This window comes from Arthrobacter pascens (assembly GCF_030815585.1).
GTDB classification, from domain to species: Bacteria; Actinomycetota; Actinomycetes; order Actinomycetales; family Micrococcaceae; genus Arthrobacter; species Arthrobacter pascens_A.
In genome coordinates this window covers 4,625,185-4,641,675 of sequence record NZ_JAUSWY010000001.1, presented here as the reverse complement: position 1 = coordinate 4,641,675, position 16,491 = coordinate 4,625,185, and the positions used below count along the sequence as shown (strand labels likewise).

Below are 16,491 nucleotides of genomic sequence, written 5' to 3'. Positions count from 1 at the left end.
CTAACCGTGATTCCTGCTGCTCCGCAGGATGGTCCGATATTTTCGACGAGGGTACTGCCATTCACAAAGGTGAAGCTGCCATTCACAAAGGTGAAGCTGCCGGGCCTGTGGCGCTGTCTAGCTGTTGGAGCTGCCCGAGATCCGGTGAAGCCATTCGAGGAAGAGTTTGAGTTCCGAGCTGGAGAGCTGGTCTGAGTGCGATGCCTGAAGCGCGGCGTTCAGGGCGATCGCTGCCACCACCACCGAGGACTTCCCGGAGTCGTCCGGGTTTGCACCGGCAGCCTGCTCAGAGGACACCGCGAAGATCATGGCGTCCCGGGTCATGGTGGACAGTTCAAGGTTCCGCTCGGTGGCGGGTTCCGCAATCAGCATGAGGGTCACACCCACCGTGGCGGCCAGGATGCTCCTGGCTGCCTCCCGCGGCTGGACATTCAGCTGGCCCGCCATCGCTGCCTTGTTCAGCAGCTCCTCCATCAGCGCCTCGGCATCAGCGACGATGGCGGGGCGGCTTTCAGGCCGGATATTGCCGAACATCACCAAGTACAGTTCCGGCTGGTTGAGCCCGAACTGGACGTGGTTGTCCCACATCCGCCGGATGTCTTCCAGCGGGTGTCCGGATGGGGCGAAGTCCCTCTCGCCCGCAACATACTCTTCAAAACCTGCGGCGACGACGGCGTCGAACAGACCTTCCTTGTCACCGAAGTGGTGGTACAGCGTTGGCGCCGTGACGCCCGCCAGCTGAGTGATCTGGCGGGTGGAAACTGGTGCTCCCGCAGAGTTGGCCAACAATTCGGCCGCCGCACGCAGCAGTCTCATTTTGGGGGGAAGCTGGCCATCCAAACTCATAACCGCTACCCTATCACCTATAGCGTTGTTATATGAACTGCATCACATACAATTTTTTCAGGCACGTTTTCCGCCACCGCACACAGCGGTTGCGGCGGCCCCCGGCACGGCGCCGGGGCAACCTTGGCGGGCCTGGCCACCGGCAGAGAATGAGGACCTTCAGTGCAGAACTTCCCAGGAGTAGGCGTCAGCCCCGGCCGCATCATCGGCACCATCCGTCAGATGCCCAAACCCATCAGCGAACCACCGGCCGGAGAACAGCTCGCCGGAGACACCTCCGCAGAAGAGGCCACGGCTGCCCTCAAGGCGGCCGCCGGAGCCGTCCATGACGAGCTCAAGGCCCGCGCGGAAACGGCCAGCGGAGATGGCAAGGCGGTCCTGGAGGCCACGGCGCTGATGGCCAAGGACACCATGCTCATCAAGGGCGCCGCCAAATTGATAGCACGCGGAACCTCAGCACAGCGCGCCATCTGGGAGGCCGGCGCCTCGGTCTCCGAGATGCTGCACAACCTGGGCGGCTACATGGCCGAGCGCGCCACCGACGTCCTGGACGTCCGGGCCCGCATCGTTGCCGAACTGCGCGGGGTGCCCGCCCCTGGGATCCCGTCCTCCAGCACGCCCTTCATCCTGGTTGCAGAGGACCTGGCGCCGGCGGATACCGCCACGCTGGACCCGGAAAAGGTCTTGGCCCTGGTCACCGCCGGCGGCGGCCCCCAGTCGCACACTGCCATCATCGCCCGCTCCCTCGGGCTGCCGGCAGTAGTGGCAGCGGCAGGTGTGGACGAACTGCCGGACGGCACCGAGGTTTATGTTGACGGGGCGGCCGGCTCCATCACGGTGAATCCGGATGGCGTCCAGCGCGCCGCCGCAGAAGCGTGGGCCACCAACGCCTCACTGTTGGCGGTCTTTGACGGCAACGGCTCGACGTCGGACGGCCACCTGGTGCCGCTGCTCGCCAATGTGGGCGGCGGCAAGGACGCCGTGGCAGCTGCCCGCCTCGATGCCCAGGGCGTGGGGCTTTTCCGCACCGAATTCTGCTTCCTGGAGCGTGATACCGAACCCACTGTCGAAGAGCAGGCCGCCGCCTACAAGAGTGTGTTTGACGCCTTCCCGGGCAAGAAAGTGGTCCTCCGCACCCTGGATGCCGGCGCCGACAAGCCGCTCCCGTTCCTGACCGACGCCACAGAGCCCAACCCCGCCCTGGGCGTCCGCGGCTACCGCACTGACTTCACCACGCCCGGCGTCCTGGAGCGCCAGCTGCAGGCGATCGCCCTCGCCGAGAAGGACTCCGACGCGGATGTGTGGGTCATGGCCCCGATGATTTCGACCGCGGAAGAAGCTGCCCACTTCGCCTCCATGTGCGCCGCCGCCGGCATCACCAATCCCGGCGTGATGGTGGAGGTCCCGTCCGCCGCGCTCACCGCAGAATCCATTCTGCGTGAAGTGGGCTTCGCGAGCCTGGGCACCAACGACCTCACCCAGTACGCCATGGCCGCGGACCGCCAGTTGGGCCCGCTCGCCAACCTGAACACGCCCTGGCAGCCGGCCGTCCTGCGCCTGGTGGGCCTGACTGTTGAAGGCTCCCGCGCTGAGGGACACAACAAACCCGTGGGCGTCTGCGGTGAGGCAGCAGCGGACCCGGCCCTCGCGGTCGTACTCACCGGACTGGGCGTTTCCACGCTGTCCATGACAGCACGGTCGCTGGCAGCGGTGGCAGCGGTACTGAAGACCGTCACCCTGGCCGAGGCACAGCAGCTGGCCAAACTGGCACTGTCCGCTCCCAGCGCCACCGAGGCACGCGCGTGGGTGCGGGAGAAGCTGCCCGTACTGGACGAACTCGGCCTGTAACCGAGGCTCCCCGCACCACCACCCACCAGGAGGAACAATGCCCGAACGCACCGCCACGATCGCCAGCCGCTCAGGGCTGCACGCACGCCCGGCCGCGCTTTTCGCCGAAGCGGCCGGCGACGTAGGAGTGGACGTCACTATTGCCATGCAGGAGGATCCGGAGGATGACGCGTTGGACGCGTCAAGCATCCTCTCCCTGATGACACTCGGGGCCGCCAAGGGTGATGTGGTGGTGCTGCGCGCTGACGGTGAGGGCGCCGACGCGGCGCTCGATTCGCTGGTCAAGCTCCTGGAAACGGACCTCGACGCCGAATAGTCAGGCCGTCGTGCCGAGCCCGGGTCAGGGGGTCACGCCAAACCCGTCCGCGGCCCTGACCCAACTCCTGATCGCCGCCGTGGCCAGGCCCGGGGCTGTGTGCTGGCAAACGTGGCCCTGCCCCGGGATTTCCGCCAGGCTGCCCCGGGGTGCAAGCGCCGCAAGCTGCCCGCACCATGGATGGCGGGCCACCGGGTCTTTGCTTCCGCGCATCACCAGCACGGGCTGGCTGACCCCTTGGACCCTGGACTCGAGCGGATACTCCATCATCACGGGCAACTGGGTCAGGTACCACCGCAGCCCCGCGCGGACATAGTCCGAGAACACCACGACGTTCGAGGTCAGGCTTTCGCTGAACACGGCATCGCGGGTCAGATCCAGGGCCTGGGCCAGCGCCGACTTCCTGCTGCTGTCCACAACGGGACCCATCAGCACCACGCCGGCCACCAGCCCGGGCTCCTGCAAGGCAAGTTCCACGGCATACTGGGTGCCCATGGAATGGCCGATCACCACGCAGGACCTGACCCCGGCATCGGCCAGGACCTCGTTTACAAAGGCCGCGTACTCCCCCACCGGCACCTGGCGGCTGGGTCGCGGTGCGTCGCCAAAGCCCGGCAGGTCAAAGGAGTAGACGTCGGCGGCCAGGGCCAGCTCCCGGTGCAGCCGTGCGAAGTAGCGGTGGGAGACGCCGATCCCATGCAGGAGCACGTAGGTCCGGCGGGGGCCGGTGCCGCTGGGTCCCACCGAGGCATAGAGCCGGCCCGTCAGCCCACCCGATTCAACGTCTTGGCCACCACGGAGTTTCATCAGGCGAGCATACCTGTCGTCCTAAGGCACAGGGATAGGCTGTTGCCATGGTACTGATCGCTCCGAAAATGACGGCTGGCCTCCCGGCCGAGGAGGCAGAAAAACTACAGCAGGCGCTTCAGGGGAGCCATGACATCACGGTATTTGTGGATGGCACGGTCCACCGGCTGCCGTCCCAGGCGAGGGACGCCGTCGTTGATCTCCTCAGCAGGTTCAGCCGCGGGGAAGCGGTGGCCGTCAGCAGTGTGGAGGAAATGCTCACCACGTCCCAGGCCGCGGAGCTTGCCGGCATCTCCCACACGTACCTCCGCAATATGACAGACCGCGGCGAAATACCGGTGGAATACCGCGGCACTCACCGGCGCATCCGGTTGGCCAGCATCATGGCCTGGCTGGACCAGCAGAAGAGGACCGAGCACGCGAAATACCAGGCCGCCGAAAATGACGGTGGATCCGCCTCTGCGTGACGGAGTGATAAGGATCAAGCAACGATCTTTATCAAGCCCTGAATCACGCGGCTGGCCGGGGTTAAGCTTGGCATTGTGGCGAACTTCAGAGGGTTGCACGTGGTGGCGGGCGTAGCCGCCATGATGGTGGCCGCCATGCTCGGATCCGCCATGAAACTGAACAACACGGCCGTGGTGATGTCCAGCTGCGTGGTGTTTGTGGCCGTCGCCATGTGGGCCGACAGTGCGCTCTCCCGGCGCCGGCGCGAGTCGCTGACGCTGCAGCAGGCCGCCTCCCTGGAGCAGGCCACGTCCTTGGAGCCCGCTGTGTCCTTGGAACCTGCGGCATCCGCGGAGCCTCCTCGCGAAACGGAGGCCGCCCTGCACCAGGACATTACGCACCATTCTTCGCCGGAGCACCAGTCCGCATCCGACCCGGGCGCGTCAGCCGGCGAACCGTCCAATCGTGAAGGTAACGCGGCCTGACACGCACACTGCTGAGCCTTCCCTAGATCCGCGGCCTGGCCGCCCAGCGCCGCATTTTGAGGGCAGCGTGGAGTTCCAGCCTGGCCATTCCCTTGAGCGGGTCCACGCCCAGGAGCTGGCGGATGCGGCCCAGCCGGTTGTAGATGCTGCTGCGGTGCAGATGGAGCTTGGTGGCCACGTCCTGCACTGACCCGTCGTTGTCGTATAAAAGCTCCAGGACAGGGATCAGTTCGCCGTTGCGGTCGTGATCCTCCAGCATAAGGAAGTAGACGGATCCGGAATCTGCCCAGGCACCAGCGCCACCGCCCGCCGATGCCAGCAACTGGTAAACCCCCGTGGAGCGGCAGTCCACGAGCTCTCCGAGCTGGGGATCAACCGCTGCAGCCTGTGCAGCCTGCTTGGACTGCCGGTAGGCCTCGGCGAGTGCACGTGGCTTGGCGAACCCATCGCTGATTCCCAGGATGATGCGGTGCACCGGACGGCCTGAACGCTTGGCCAGCTCCAGCTGGTAATGGACCAGCACCTGGGCGTGGTTGGCCCTGCCGACGGATTCCCGGAACAGCATCACCGAATGGGTTTCCGTCCCGGCGCTGAACAGTGCGGCGTCCACTCCAACCGTCGCCTGCAGGGCAGCCGATCTGTGGATCAGCGTGGACGCAATGGGATCCGGTCCGCCGGCCCAGCCATCGGCGTCGAGCACGGTGACCATCTGCCATGGCCCCCGGTCCTGGATTTCCTTCCAGCCCGCCACCGCAGCCACCGCGTTGGCCTCACCGGAGCACGCGGCAAGGAACTCCCGCTCCCGGCCGCGCCGGAACTCGGATTCGGCTGTGTTGGATTCCAGCAGCAGGCCGGAGAGCAGCTCCAAGTCATGGCTGACGTCGGGCAACTGGGTGAGGATCGCCGTCGGGCTTTCCTCTGCCGAGTCCTGTTGGACCCAGAGGTAGCCCACCCGGAAGCCGCGCACCATCAGCGGAACGCAGACCCGGCCCAGCATCCCCAAGTCCGGATTGGCAGGTACCACGACGGGCCGGACCGCCGTTGCGATTCCGTGCGAAAGCTGCCAGGCGCTGACGTCCGCGGGGACCCGTTTGCTCAGCAGAAAGTTGACCCGGACCCGGTCCGCGTGGGACTGGTTCGAGCTGTAAGCGAGCAACAATCCGTCCAGGTCCTCCAGCGAAAGTCCCCGACCGAGCTTTTGTGCCACATGCTCCACAAGCTGTTCCACATCCTGCTGCTGCATGGGCCAACACTACTGCCCGTGGAGGGATTCCAGCGAACGAACACGAGGCGACACCTGACGCTCGGGCGCTCGACAAATGTCTAGCAGGCAGAAGCAAAACCTGCGGAATCACGCGGATTGCGGTCTGGGGCCCAGCGCCGGCCGTGTCGCCTGCCTCACAACCGGATTTATTCTGGAATCACTACCAGTCCCCGCAATTTCAGGCCTACCCCGCCCGAGAAAATGGAGCCCAAAATGATCATCGGTGTCCCCAAAGAGATCAAGAACAACGAATTCCGCGTGGCGATCACCTCCGCCGGAGTTCACGAGTTCCGCGCCAACGGCCACGCCGTCCTGGTGGAGCGCGGGGCCGGCCTGGGCTCAGGCATCACGGACGAGGAATACGCCATCGCCGGCGCGGAGATCGTCGCCGAGGCCGATGACGTCTGGGACCGCGCCGATATGGTGATGAAGGTCAAGGAACCCATCAAGGCCGAATACCACCGCTTCCGCAAGGGCCTGGTGCTGTTCACGTACCTGCACCTCGCCGCGGAGCCGGAACTGACCCGCGAACTCATCAACTCGGGCGTGACAGCCATCGCCTACGAGACTGTCCAGGAGGGCCGCACCCTTCCCCTGCTCGCACCGATGTCCGAGGTTGCCGGCCGGCTCTCGGTCCAGGTGGGTGCCACGTCACTCATGGCTCCGGCCGGCGGCAAGGGAGTGCTGCTGGGCGGCGTCCCGGGTGTCCGCCCGGCCAAGGTTGTGGTGCTCGGGGCAGGCGTGGCAGGAACCAACGCCGCTGCCATGGCCCTGGGGCTCGGCGCCGACGTGACCATCCTGGACATCAACATCAACCGCCTCCGCGAACTGGACGCCCAGTACCAGGGCCGGCTGAAGACCGTGGCCTCGAACAAGTACGAGGTCGAGAAATCAGTGGTGGATGCGGACCTGGTGATCGGCTCCGTGCTGATCCCCGGCGCCAAGGCCCCCAAGCTGGTCAGCAACGAACTCGTGGCCCGCATGAAGCCCGGCTCGGTGCTCGTCGACATCGCCGTGGACCAGGGCGGCTGCTTCGAGGACACCCACCCCACCACGCACCAGCAGCCCACGTACAAGGTGCACAACACCATCTTCTACTGCGTGGCCAACATGCCCGGGGCCGTGCCCAACACGTCCACGTACGCACTGACGAACGTCACGCTGCGGTACGCCGTGTCCCTGGCCAACCTGGGCGTCAGGGCCGCTTTCGACCGCGACCCGTCCCTGGCCGCCGGACTCAACATCGCCGCCGGCCACGTGGCGCACCACTCCGTGTCCGAGGCGCACAGCCTGCCCCTCGTGGCCGACTGGCACGAACTGGTCTCCGCGTAGTCCTGCTGGTTGCCGTCGGAACGGCAGTCATCCAACGCGTGCTGCTCCTTCGTCGCTCTGACGCACGCTTTCTGGATGGCTGCCGTTCCGACGTTAAGGCCCTTTCTGCGCCGTGGCCAGTTCGCGTGCCTTTTCTATTAGTTTGAGGACCTCCACGGGGCCTGCCGGATCTACCGGGAGCGGAAGCATAGAGCCTGTGCCGCCGTCGAGAATCTTGTCCCCCAGGATCCGGTAGAACTCCGGGTAGGCTCCCCGCTCCGTGGGCAGCGTATCCAGGTGCCCGTCACGCCCCAGGACCCCGGCCCACTCCGGCGCCTCAACGCCATAGTCGGCGTCCAGCGGGCCGCCGCCGGCCACGATGTACGGCTCCTGCGGATCCACGCCGTGCTTGGTGAAAGCTGCTGCGGAGCCAAGGACGCGGAAGCGCGGGCCCTGCTGGGCGCAGAGCATGTTCATGGTCAGGTGGCTGATCACGTTCGACCCGTGCCGCAGGACCAGGAAGCAATCGTCATCCACCTTTTCGTCCGGCCGCCGGGCCTGGAGTTCCGCGTGGACCACGGTGGCGGGACCGAAGAGCTGAAGGGCCTGGTCGATGAGGTGCGTGCCAAGGTCAAACAGCACGCCTCCGCCGTCGGCCGCCGTGGCATGGGCCTTCCAGGCCTTGGAAATCTCCGGGGACCACCGTTCAAAGCTTGATTCGAAGCGGGTCACGTTCCCCAGCGCCTCGCCCGCGAGCAGCTTTCGGAGGGTCAGGAAATCCCCGTCCCAGCGCCGGTTTTGGAATACAGTCAGCACCCGGCCCATCCTTTCCGCCAGACCGATCAGCTCCTGCCCCTCCCCGCTGCGCACCGCGAAGGGCTTGTCCACCACAACATCGAGCCCGGCCTCAAGCGCGGCCTTTGCCAGCGGATAATGGGTGGCCGGAGGAGTCCCAAGCACCACCAGGTCAAGGTCACCGGCAAGCGCAAGCACCGCATCGGCGTCGGGCACTGTGCTGGCACCCGGGTACCGCCCGGAAGCGGCAGCCTGCCTGCCGGCGTCGGACGTTGCGACGACGTCAAGCGAGTAGTGCGGGTCCGCGGCGATCAGCGGCGCATGGAAGACGCTCCCGGAGAGTCCATAGCCGACGACGGCGGTGCGGATAGTGCGCTCATTTTCAGTCCGGGTCATACGGGCAACGCTACCCCGCCCTCAACCATCCCTCAGATCCCGCCCCCTTTTCGCCAACGCTCTCGCAAATTCGGTCAGGGTCAGAAAAAGAACTGAGCCGGAGCTGCGAAAGCGTCCCAAGAAAACCAGCAGGAGCTGCGAGAGCGTCCCAAGAAAACCAGCAGGAGCTGCGAGAGCGTCCCAAGAAAACCAGCAGGATGTGAGAGAGGGTCCCAGGAGGGAGGTCCGGGTCAACGACGAAGGCCGGCACCTCCCGGACGTCCAGAGATGCCGGCCGTGGCCGTGATGATTTGTGCCAGGCGGGAGGTGCTACTTCTTGACCCAGCCGAGGGTGGTCCAGTCCGGAACCTGGGACAGGCTCTGGAACAGGGACGGTCCGTAGTTGGCCAAGCCGGTGCGGACGAAGGAGATCTGCGGGCCGTTCATGACCACGCCCATGGAGAAGTACTTCGCCATGTGCTCCTTCTCCACGTCCATTGCTGCCTTGTTGCGCTCGGCGTTGTCCTCGATGGAGGTCAGGTCTGCGATCTTCTTGTCCAGTTCGGCGTCGCCCAGTCCGTTTTCGTTGGTCTTGGAGTCGTAGTACTGCTTGACGGCGGACGTAGCGTCGGCGCCAACGGTGTAGCCGGAGACGCTCATGTCGAAGTCGCGGCCGCCGATGACCTTGCCGAAGTCGGCGGAAGCACGCTGGTCGATGCCCACGTCCAGGCCGCCGGCCTGCAGCTGCTTCTGCAGGGTCTGGGTGAAGGCCAGGGTGGTGGGGTCATCACCGAAGTTGCTGATCTTGAAGGCGGCAGGCTTGCCGTCCTTCTCCATGATGCCGTTGGCATTCGCGGTGTATCCGGCGTCGGTGAGGATCTTCTTGGCAGCATCGGCGCCGGATTCCTTGACGGGGTAGTTGTCCTGGTAGTACTCGGAGAACGGCAGGAGCATCATGGAGCCGGAGCTGGGCTCCTCCCAGTTCAGCCCGTTGAAGCGGACCTTGCGGAGGGCTTCGCGGTCCACGGCCGCGAAGATCGCCTTGCGGACTGCAACGTCGGTGATCTTCTGGGCATTGATGTTCATGCCGCCGGCGAAGAGCCGCTGGCCGCGGCGGACCTCGGAGTCCTTGGTGCCCTCGAGCTGCTTGTAGAGGGCGATGGTGTTGGCGGACATGGCGTCGATTTCGCCGTTCTTGAAGGCGGCGATCTGGGCGCTGGTCTCAAGCTGGCGGAACACCACGTTCTCCAGGACTGGCTTGTTGCCCCACCACTTCTCGTTCGGCACCAGGCTCACGGTCTTGCCGGCCGCGTCATACTGGTCCACCTTGAACGGTCCCGCCATCCATTCCGGGTGCATTTCGCCAACGAATCCCTCGTTGAAGATCTGGGGGGTGTTCACGGCGGGGTGGATGAGGCCAAAGTAGAGGTCTTCCAGCGGGTAGACGGGCTGGCTCAGCGTGGTGATGACTTCCTTATCGCTGCTGCCTGCCTCCACTGACTCGACGAAGGCGTAGGACCCGGAGGAGACGATGTCGTAGCCGGCATCCGGGCTCTTCAGGATGTTCCAGGTGTTCTGGAAGGCCTTGATGTCGATGGGAGTGCCGTCATTGAAGGTGGCTTTGTCGTTGACCTTTATGGTGACGATCTGTTTGCCGTCCTTCACCTCGCTCTCCACGGATTCGCAGAAATCCTTGTTGGGCGTGGCCTTGCCTTCGAAGTCCACCTTCCAGCAGCCGCCGATTCCGCCACCGGTGACCGCCACGGGGTTGATCGGGGCCATCATTGCGGAGTTGTCAGAGCTGTTGCCGTCATTGGAGAACCCGTTGAAGTTCGGTCCGATGCTGCCGAGCGGGAGGGTGACCTTGCCGCCCTGCTCAAGATCGGCGGCAGGCTTCTCGTTGATGCTGATGAGCTTGGACAAGTCGCTGCCGGCTCCCTGTCCCTGGCCTGTCTCCGGTCCGGTGGGTGTGCCGCCGCCCCCGCAGGCCGTCAGCGCCAGAGTCGCAGCTACAGCCGCCGCTCCCCCAATCCTGGTCAGATTCTTCATGGTTTTCCCTTCATTGGTGCGAGTGGTGGTGCTTGTGATGGGTCGAAAAATCTAGGGTGCATCGTGTTCCGCCGTTTCGTGGACCACCAGCATGTCCTCGGCAAGCTCGCCGTCCGGGAAGAAGCAGGCAAACTGCTGGTCCGGGGGCGGTACCGGGCCTGCCTCGAGGACCTGGGCCGCGGCGGACGGGCGAACAGATTCCAGCGGCGGTTCCAGCGTGAGGCACTGTTCCTTCTTGGCCAGCGGCAGCGCGGCAAAGACGGGACAGCGGGTGGCGAAGTTGCAGCCCTTGGGGGCGTCCAGGGGAGAAGGCAGGTCTCCTTGCAGAATGATCCGCTCCCGTGTGCGCTCCAATTGCGGATCCGGAACGGGGATGGCGGACAGCAGTGCGCGGGTGTACGGGTGGCGCGGGTTGTCAAAGACCCGGTCCACTTCGCCGACCTCTACGATCTTCCCCAGGTACATGACCGCCACGCGGTTGGAGATGTGGCGGACCACAGAAAGATCGTGCGCCACCATCAGGTAGCTGAGGCCCAGCTCCGCGCGGAGCTTGTCCAGGAGGTTGATGACGCCGGCCTGCACGGAGACGTCCAGCGCGGAGACCGGCTCGTCCAGAACCACCAATTTCGGGTTCACGGCCAGGGCCCGGGCTATGCCCACTCGCTGGCGCTGGCCGCCGGAGAACTGGTTGGGGAAGCGGTTGACGTGGTCAGGCTGCAGACCCACCAGCTTCATCAGCTCCATGATCCGCTTTTTGATGGCAGGCCTGCCGAGGCCGGCGTTCTGGAGAGGCTCGGCCAGGACCTCGTACACCGTGAACCGCGGATCCAGGGCGCCGGTGGGGTCCTGGAAGACCATCTGCAGTTCCCGGCGCATGGCGCTTTTGGTCTTGGCATCGGCAGCTTCTTTGTTGCTGATGCCGCCGATGGTCACCTCGCCGTCCTGGTCCTTATGGAACTCCATGATTTCCAGGAGCGTGGTGGTTTTCCCGGACCCGGACTCACCGACGATCGAGAAGCACTCGCCCTCGCGGATGTCGAAGCTGACGCCATCGACGGCCTTCACCGTGCCGATGCGCCGTTTCAGCAGCGCGCCCTTGGTGAGCGCGAAATGCTTGCGCACGTCCTTAAGCTGGAGGACTGTGCTGCGCTCCAGCCGCGGGATGAGGTCAAAACGGGACACCGGTACCGGCGGTGCGGAAAAGATCTCGTGGACGTCCACGTCCGCGCCCAAGGAACCGGACTTGATGCAGGCCGCGTTGTGACCCTCATGGCCCTCAACCGGCAACAGCTCAGGCTCACCGGCCAGGCAGGCATCTGTGGCCAGGGGGCACCGCGGCGCGAAGGAGCAGCCGGTGGGCCTGTAGACCAGGTTCGGCGGGATGCCCTCGATGGGAACCAGGGATGTCTTCTCCGCCACGTCCACCCGGGGCACTGCCCCGAGCAGACCCATGGTGTACGGCATCCGCGGGTTGTAGTAGATGTCGTCGACATTGCCTGTTTCCACCGGCTTGCCGGCATACATGACCATAATGTCGTCAGCCATACCGGCCACCACACCCAGATCGTGCGTGATCATCACGACGGCGGCACCCGTTTCCTCCTGCGCGGTATGCAGCACCTCCAGTACCTGGGCCTGGATGGTGACGTCCAGGGCCGTCGTCGGCTCATCAGCAATCAGCACCCGCGGGTTGTTGGCGATGGCGATCGCAATCATCACCCGCTGGCGCATGCCGCCCGAGAACTCATGCGGGAAAGCCTTAAGCCTGTCCTTCGGGCTGGGGATGCCCACCATCGCCAGAAGTTCGACGGCGCGGGCTTCTTTCGCCTGTTTGCTCATGGCGGGGTTGTGGATGGTCAGGGCCTCGGTGATCTGGGCGCCCACCGTGTAGACCGGCGTCAGGGAGGACAGAGGATCCTGGAACACCATGGCGATGTCGTTACCGCGGTAGGCGCACATGGCCTTATCAGTGAGGCCCAGCAGTTCCTTGCCTTTGAGCCGTACGGAGCCAGTGATTTCAGCGGTCGTGGGAAGGAGGCCCATGATGGCGAGCGACGTGACGGATTTTCCCGACCCCGATTCGCCCACGATGCCCAGGGTCTTGCCCGGCAGCAGATCGAAGTCCACGCCCCTGACGGCGTGCACCACTCCGTTCTCGGAGTTGAACCGGACGTGCAGGTCCCGCACGGAAAGGATGGCGTCCGACGGCGAGTACAGCCCGGCAATCTCAAGGCGCTCGGCGGCGGAGTGGGTGGCGTCGGCCGGTTCGATGTATGTTCCGCTGCTCATTTGCTCTTCTTCTTGGCGCTGCCGATGGAACTGGAACTGGGATCAAAGGCGTCACGCAGCCCGTCGTTCATCATGGCGAGGGACCCGGTCAGGAGGAACATCACGGTCAGTGGGACCCAGAACATCCATGGGAAGGTGTTGACCTGCGAGGTGGCACCGCCGATCAGCACGCCCAGGCTCACGTCCGGCACCTTGATGCCGATCCCGATGAAGGAGAAGGCAACTTCCGCAAGGATGGCTGCGGTGACGCCGCGGGTGATGTCCAGCACCAGGAGCGAACCGACGTTGGGGACCAGGTGCCGCCACACGATCCTGCGCGGCGGAACGCCCATGTACTGGGCGGCCTTGACGTAATCCCGTTGCATGAGTGACATGGAGAGGGAGCGGATCAGCCTGGCGGTGCCCATCCAGCTGAAGACCAGCAGCACGATGATCAGCAGCAGCCAGCTGGGGAGGTCCCTTCTCAGGCCATCGCCGCCGCCGCTGGTGGCCACGGCAACCACCAGCAGGGCAGGCATCATGATGAGCGCTTCGAGGACGAACAGCATGACCTTGTCCACTTTGCCGCCGAAGTAGGCCATGGTGCAGCCGTAAACCGCTGCGATCAGCACCGAAACCAGCCCGACGATCAGGCCGATCAGAATGGAGATCCTGGTACCCTCCACCGTCATGGCATAGAGATCGATGCCCGCCTGCGAAGTGCCCAGGAAATGATCGCCGGACGGCGGCACAGCGATGTTGAACGGGTCGATGGTCTCCTTGTCCCAGGGCGTGAAGAATCCGCCCACAAAGGAAAAGACGGTCAGAGCCAGGAAAATGAGCAGGCCCGCCACCGCTGTTTTGTTGCGCATGAAGCGGCGGAAGATGATGGTGGACTTGGCAATCACGACGTCGGCGCTCGCCAGGTGCGCTTCCTCCGCGACGGCTGCCGGATCGACTGCATTGAGGTTGGTCATCGCTACTGCACCCTCACTCTCGGGTCAACAAGCGTGGTGGCAAAGTCAGCCAGGATGGCACCGAGGGCAAAGATGACGGAGCCGTAGGCCAGGGTGGCCGTTGCCGCGTTGACGTCCTGAAGGGAGATGGCATCTATGCTCCAAGAGCCGACGCCGGGCCACGCGAAGATCTTTTCGGCGAAGAAGCCGCCGGCAAAAATGGCAGGAATGGTGAAGGCGATGCTCTGGGCCACCGGGATGAACGAAACCCTGAGGGCGTGCCGGGTGATGGCCTGGTTGCGGGTCAGTCCCTTCGCGCGGGCCGTGCGGACAAAGTCTGCATTGACGTTGTCCAGCAGGTACTGCCGCTGGGCAATCTGGTAGGACCCCCAGCCCACCAGGGTGATAGCGATGGTGGGCACCGCATAGTGGGCCAGCATGTCCACGAACTGTTCCCAGCCCGGTGCCATGCCGGGTGTGGAGATACCTGTGACGAAGAAAATGCGCTCACCGACGGTCTCGTTGATATTGATGGCACCCAGCTGCACCAGGAAGTAGGCAATGGGGGCAGGGACAATATATGCGAGGTAGCTGTAGGAGGTGATGACGCGGTCCTGGAATTTGTACTGGCGTGCCGCCGAGTACACCCCGAGGGCAACACCGATGACGAGCGTCAGGACAATGGAGGCCAGGAAAAGCCGGGTGGAGATCCACACGCGGTCGCCGAATTCTGCATTGATGTAGGCGCCGTTGGGGCTGCGGCCCCAGTCCCAACGGGTCACGATGCCAGTGAGCCACTCCACGTAGCGTTCCCAAGGGCTCAGGTCGGGGTCCAGGCCTTTTAGACGCATGGAGTTAGCAACCTGCTCGGGCGTCGGACGCGGAACGCGCTCCTGCTCCAGCAGTGCGGGCTGGAGGGAACTGACCGCCAGGAAGTACCCGGCCGAGGTGGTCAGAAAGATCATGAAGACATACGTGACGCCGCGCTTGGCGAGGTACCTGAGCATGTGGCGGCTACTTCTGTATCGTCGCCGCCAGCAATATGCCCGAAGACTGCAAGGGCGTCCGGTGCGTCGGCATCGGGGTATTGGCCTCAACAACAATCACGATCATGATCCTTCCGTCTTCCCCGGCCAGCAGGGGATACGCCGCCGCTCCGGGTTCTGAACCAGCGGGTAGCCGGCGTCACGCGACCATCGCCAGCCAGGTCTTGGTGGACTCTGTTGCGCGGGTCACATTCCAGAGGAAATTACCACACAGATCCTGTCAATATGTGCCCAAAAGGGCGGAAATCACGCACGCAGTATCGAATCGTTATGAATAGTTCAGTGAATCTATTTCGACTGGACGATTCCCGGTTCCAGGGTCAGGCTATGATCCGCGGATAACCCGCGTGACGAGCTCCCGCCAGGATTCCGCCAGCCGCTCAGGGGTGACGCCGTGAACGCGCACCGCATACAAGAGCCGTTCAGGGTCCAGGATGGCACTAAGGGACAGTGCCATCAGCCACGGATCCGCCTCCATTCCTTCCTCGCGGAGCAGGAACTCAATGTGGCGGTGCCAGAGCACGACTGCCGGCACCTCAAACCGATTCCGGATGGAGGCATCCGCTGCCCGCGCGAGGTCCCCGTACTCCAGCACGAAGGCTATCCGTTCGGCCCCGAAGGCAATCAGCCGGTCCAGGCCAGGCGCGCCGGGTCCCAGCGGGGGCGGACCGAACATGAAGCGTCCCTGGAAATCAGCCTCTGCATCGCTCAGCAGCGTCATCATCAGGCCTGCCCGGCTGCCGAACCTGCGGAAGACGGTCCCCTTGCCCACACCCGCGCGTTCGGCCAGCCGGTCCATGGTGAGTCCGTCCGCGCCGCATTCTTCGACTAGTTTTCGCGCGGCTTCCAGCAGGCGCTCCCGGTTCCGCGCGGCATCACTGCGTTCGGCAACGGGGCCGGACAACGATCCGGGTCGCAAGGGGATGAAGCTCACATCCCATATTCTAGACCCCGGGAATAATATCCGGACCATAGTCCGTTTAGACCGGTGAAGGCCCCAACTGCCTCCACCTTCCACCGGCTCGCGGCGCGCCGCAGCCCAAACCCCAGGAGTCCACATGTCCAACAGCACCGTACTCACCCTCGTCGGCAGCCTCCGCGCCGGTTCCACCAACCAGAAGCTTGCCGAAGCCATTCAGTTGAACGCTCCGGACCAGGTTGACGTGATCATCCACGAAAGCCTGGGCGACATCCCGTTCTACAACGAGGACATCGACATTGAGGGCCAGGTGCCCGCCGCTGCCGCCGCCCTGCGCGCGGCCGCCAACGAGGCCGACACCCTGCTCCTGGTCACCCCGGAGCACAACGGCACGGTGCCCGCTTCGCTGAAGAACGCCATCGACTGGCTGTCCCGTCCCTTCGGCGCCGGTGCCCTCGCCGGCAAGCCCACCGCCGTCGTCGGTACCGCCTTTGGCCAGTTCGGCGGAGTGTGGGCCCAGGACGAGGCCCGCAAGGCTGCCGGCATTGCGGGCGCCCAGGTGCTTGAGGACGTCAAGCTGGCCGTTCCGGGATCCATGGTGCGCTTTGCGGAACTGCACCCGAAGGATGACGCCGAGGTTGTTGAGCAGATCAAGGGCGTTTTTGACGCCTTGGCCGCTGCACGGTCCGCCGCATAAGGCCAACTGCGCACAAAATGCCCCGGCGCCGTTCAGAGGTGGCCGGGGCATTTTGTTATCTC

At 64.7% G+C, this 16,491-nt stretch carries 15 protein-coding genes; 6 read left to right on the top strand and 9 right to left on the bottom strand.

What is annotated here, in order from left to right; all coding sequences use genetic code 11:
• Positions 1–117 precede the first annotated feature (117 nt).
• Positions 118–846 carry a TetR/AcrR family transcriptional regulator gene (locus QFZ30_RS21510; RefSeq protein ID WP_307079810.1) on the bottom strand — a complete coding sequence of 243 codons (729 nt, stop codon included), beginning with the start codon at positions 844–846 and terminating at the stop codon, positions 118–120.
• 162 nt (positions 847–1,008) lie between these two features.
• On the opposite strand from QFZ30_RS21510, the gene ptsP reads away from it, so the two are divergent.
• Positions 1,009–2,694, top strand: coding sequence for a phosphoenolpyruvate--protein phosphotransferase (ptsP, locus tag QFZ30_RS21505; RefSeq protein ID WP_307079808.1), 1,686 nt, complete (start codon positions 1,009–1,011; stop codon positions 2,692–2,694).
• A 37-nt stretch (positions 2,695–2,731) separates the two neighbouring features.
• The gene (locus QFZ30_RS21500) at positions 2,732–3,010 is read left to right on the top strand and encodes an HPr family phosphocarrier protein (RefSeq protein WP_307079806.1); all 279 of its coding nucleotides are present in this window, start codon (positions 2,732–2,734) and stop codon (positions 3,008–3,010) included.
• A gap of 24 nt (positions 3,011–3,034) precedes the next feature.
• Here QFZ30_RS21500 and QFZ30_RS21495 read toward each other — a convergent pair whose 3' ends face one another.
• Positions 3,035–3,817: an alpha/beta fold hydrolase gene (locus QFZ30_RS21495; protein ID WP_307079804.1), complete on the bottom strand. Its 783-nt coding sequence runs from the start codon at positions 3,815–3,817 to the stop codon at positions 3,035–3,037.
• Positions 3,818–3,864: 47 nt separating this feature from the next.
• On the opposite strand from QFZ30_RS21495, the gene QFZ30_RS21490 reads away from it, so the two are divergent.
• Entirely contained in the window at positions 3,865–4,284 is a 420-nt protein-coding gene (locus QFZ30_RS21490; RefSeq protein ID WP_307079802.1) for a helix-turn-helix domain-containing protein, read from the top strand.
• Positions 4,285–4,359: 75 nt separating this feature from the next.
• A complete protein-coding gene (locus QFZ30_RS21485) occupies positions 4,360–4,749 on the top strand; it encodes a hypothetical protein (protein ID WP_307079800.1) in 390 nt (129 codons plus the stop codon).
• A gap of 22 nt (positions 4,750–4,771) precedes the next feature.
• Here the strand turns inward: QFZ30_RS21485 and QFZ30_RS21480 are convergent, their stop codons facing one another.
• A complete protein-coding gene (locus QFZ30_RS21480; protein WP_307079798.1) occupies positions 4,772–5,992 on the bottom strand; it encodes a PucR family transcriptional regulator in 1,221 nt (406 codons plus the stop codon).
• Positions 5,993–6,226: 234 nt separating this feature from the next.
• On the opposite strand from QFZ30_RS21480, the gene ald reads away from it, so the two are divergent.
• Positions 6,227–7,345, top strand: a complete 1,119-nt coding sequence (gene ald / locus QFZ30_RS21475; RefSeq protein WP_307079796.1) for an alanine dehydrogenase — start codon at positions 6,227–6,229, stop codon at positions 7,343–7,345.
• Positions 7,346–7,438: 93 nt separating this feature from the next.
• Here the strand turns inward: ald and QFZ30_RS21470 are convergent, their stop codons facing one another.
• The 6 genes from QFZ30_RS21470 to QFZ30_RS21445 all read right to left on the bottom strand — a co-directional run bounded on the left by QFZ30_RS21470 (position 7,439) and on the right by QFZ30_RS21445 (position 15,747).
• The gene (locus tag QFZ30_RS21470; RefSeq protein WP_307079793.1) at positions 7,439–8,515 is read right to left on the bottom strand and encodes a Gfo/Idh/MocA family protein; all 1,077 of its coding nucleotides are present in this window, start codon (positions 8,513–8,515) and stop codon (positions 7,439–7,441) included.
• 309 nt (positions 8,516–8,824) lie between these two features.
• Entirely contained in the window at positions 8,825–10,543 is a 1,719-nt protein-coding gene (locus QFZ30_RS21465) for an ABC transporter family substrate-binding protein (RefSeq protein WP_307079791.1), read from the bottom strand.
• A gap of 51 nt (positions 10,544–10,594) precedes the next feature.
• Positions 10,595–12,832 carry a dipeptide ABC transporter ATP-binding protein gene (locus tag QFZ30_RS21460; RefSeq protein ID WP_307079789.1) on the bottom strand — a complete coding sequence of 746 codons (2,238 nt, stop codon included), beginning with the start codon at positions 12,830–12,832 and terminating at the stop codon, positions 10,595–10,597.
• Complete coding sequence (locus QFZ30_RS21455) at positions 12,829–13,788, bottom strand: ABC transporter permease (protein ID WP_307079788.1); 960 nt, start codon at positions 13,786–13,788, stop codon at positions 12,829–12,831. The genes QFZ30_RS21460 and QFZ30_RS21455 overlap by 4 nt, the downstream gene beginning before the upstream one ends.
• 2 nt (positions 13,789–13,790) lie before the next feature.
• Positions 13,791–14,774, bottom strand: a complete 984-nt coding sequence (locus QFZ30_RS21450) for an ABC transporter permease (protein ID WP_307079786.1) — start codon at positions 14,772–14,774, stop codon at positions 13,791–13,793.
• Positions 14,775–15,138: 364 nt separating this feature from the next.
• Positions 15,139–15,747, bottom strand: coding sequence for a TetR/AcrR family transcriptional regulator (locus QFZ30_RS21445; RefSeq protein WP_307079783.1), 609 nt, complete (start codon positions 15,745–15,747; stop codon positions 15,139–15,141).
• Between the two features lie 124 nt (positions 15,748–15,871).
• On the opposite strand from QFZ30_RS21445, the gene QFZ30_RS21440 reads away from it, so the two are divergent.
• Positions 15,872–16,429 (top strand): NAD(P)H-dependent oxidoreductase, encoded by a 558-nt coding sequence (locus tag QFZ30_RS21440; RefSeq protein WP_307079781.1) that lies wholly within the window; start codon positions 15,872–15,874, stop codon positions 16,427–16,429.
• The last annotated feature ends 62 nt before the right edge of the window (positions 16,430–16,491 follow it).

Coding starts and splice junctions, on each gene's coding strand:
- QFZ30_RS21450 (WP_307079786.1), bottom strand. CDS start 14,774: ATGCTCAGGTACCTCGCCAAGCGCGGCGTCACGTATGTCTTCATGATC.
- QFZ30_RS21490 (WP_307079802.1), top strand. CDS start 3,865: ATGGTACTGATCGCTCCGAAAATGACGGCTGGCCTCCCGGCCGAGGAG.
- QFZ30_RS21460 (WP_307079789.1), bottom strand. CDS start 12,832: ATGAGCAGCGGAACATACATCGAACCGGCCGACGCCACCCACTCCGCC.
- ald (WP_307079796.1), top strand. CDS start 6,227: ATGATCATCGGTGTCCCCAAAGAGATCAAGAACAACGAATTCCGCGTG.
- QFZ30_RS21455 (WP_307079788.1), bottom strand. CDS start 13,788: ATGACCAACCTCAATGCAGTCGATCCGGCAGCCGTCGCGGAGGAAGCG.
- QFZ30_RS21495 (WP_307079804.1), bottom strand. CDS start 3,817: ATGAAACTCCGTGGTGGCCAAGACGTTGAATCGGGTGGGCTGACGGGC.
- QFZ30_RS21500 (WP_307079806.1), top strand. CDS start 2,732: ATGCCCGAACGCACCGCCACGATCGCCAGCCGCTCAGGGCTGCACGCA.
- QFZ30_RS21440 (WP_307079781.1), top strand. CDS start 15,872: ATGTCCAACAGCACCGTACTCACCCTCGTCGGCAGCCTCCGCGCCGGT.
- QFZ30_RS21510 (WP_307079810.1), bottom strand. CDS start 846: ATGAGTTTGGATGGCCAGCTTCCCCCCAAAATGAGACTGCTGCGTGCG.
- QFZ30_RS21465 (WP_307079791.1), bottom strand. CDS start 10,543: ATGAAGAATCTGACCAGGATTGGGGGAGCGGCGGCTGTAGCTGCGACT.
- QFZ30_RS21480 (WP_307079798.1), bottom strand. CDS start 5,992: ATGCAGCAGCAGGATGTGGAACAGCTTGTGGAGCATGTGGCACAAAAG.
- QFZ30_RS21470 (WP_307079793.1), bottom strand. CDS start 8,515: ATGACCCGGACTGAAAATGAGCGCACTATCCGCACCGCCGTCGTCGGC.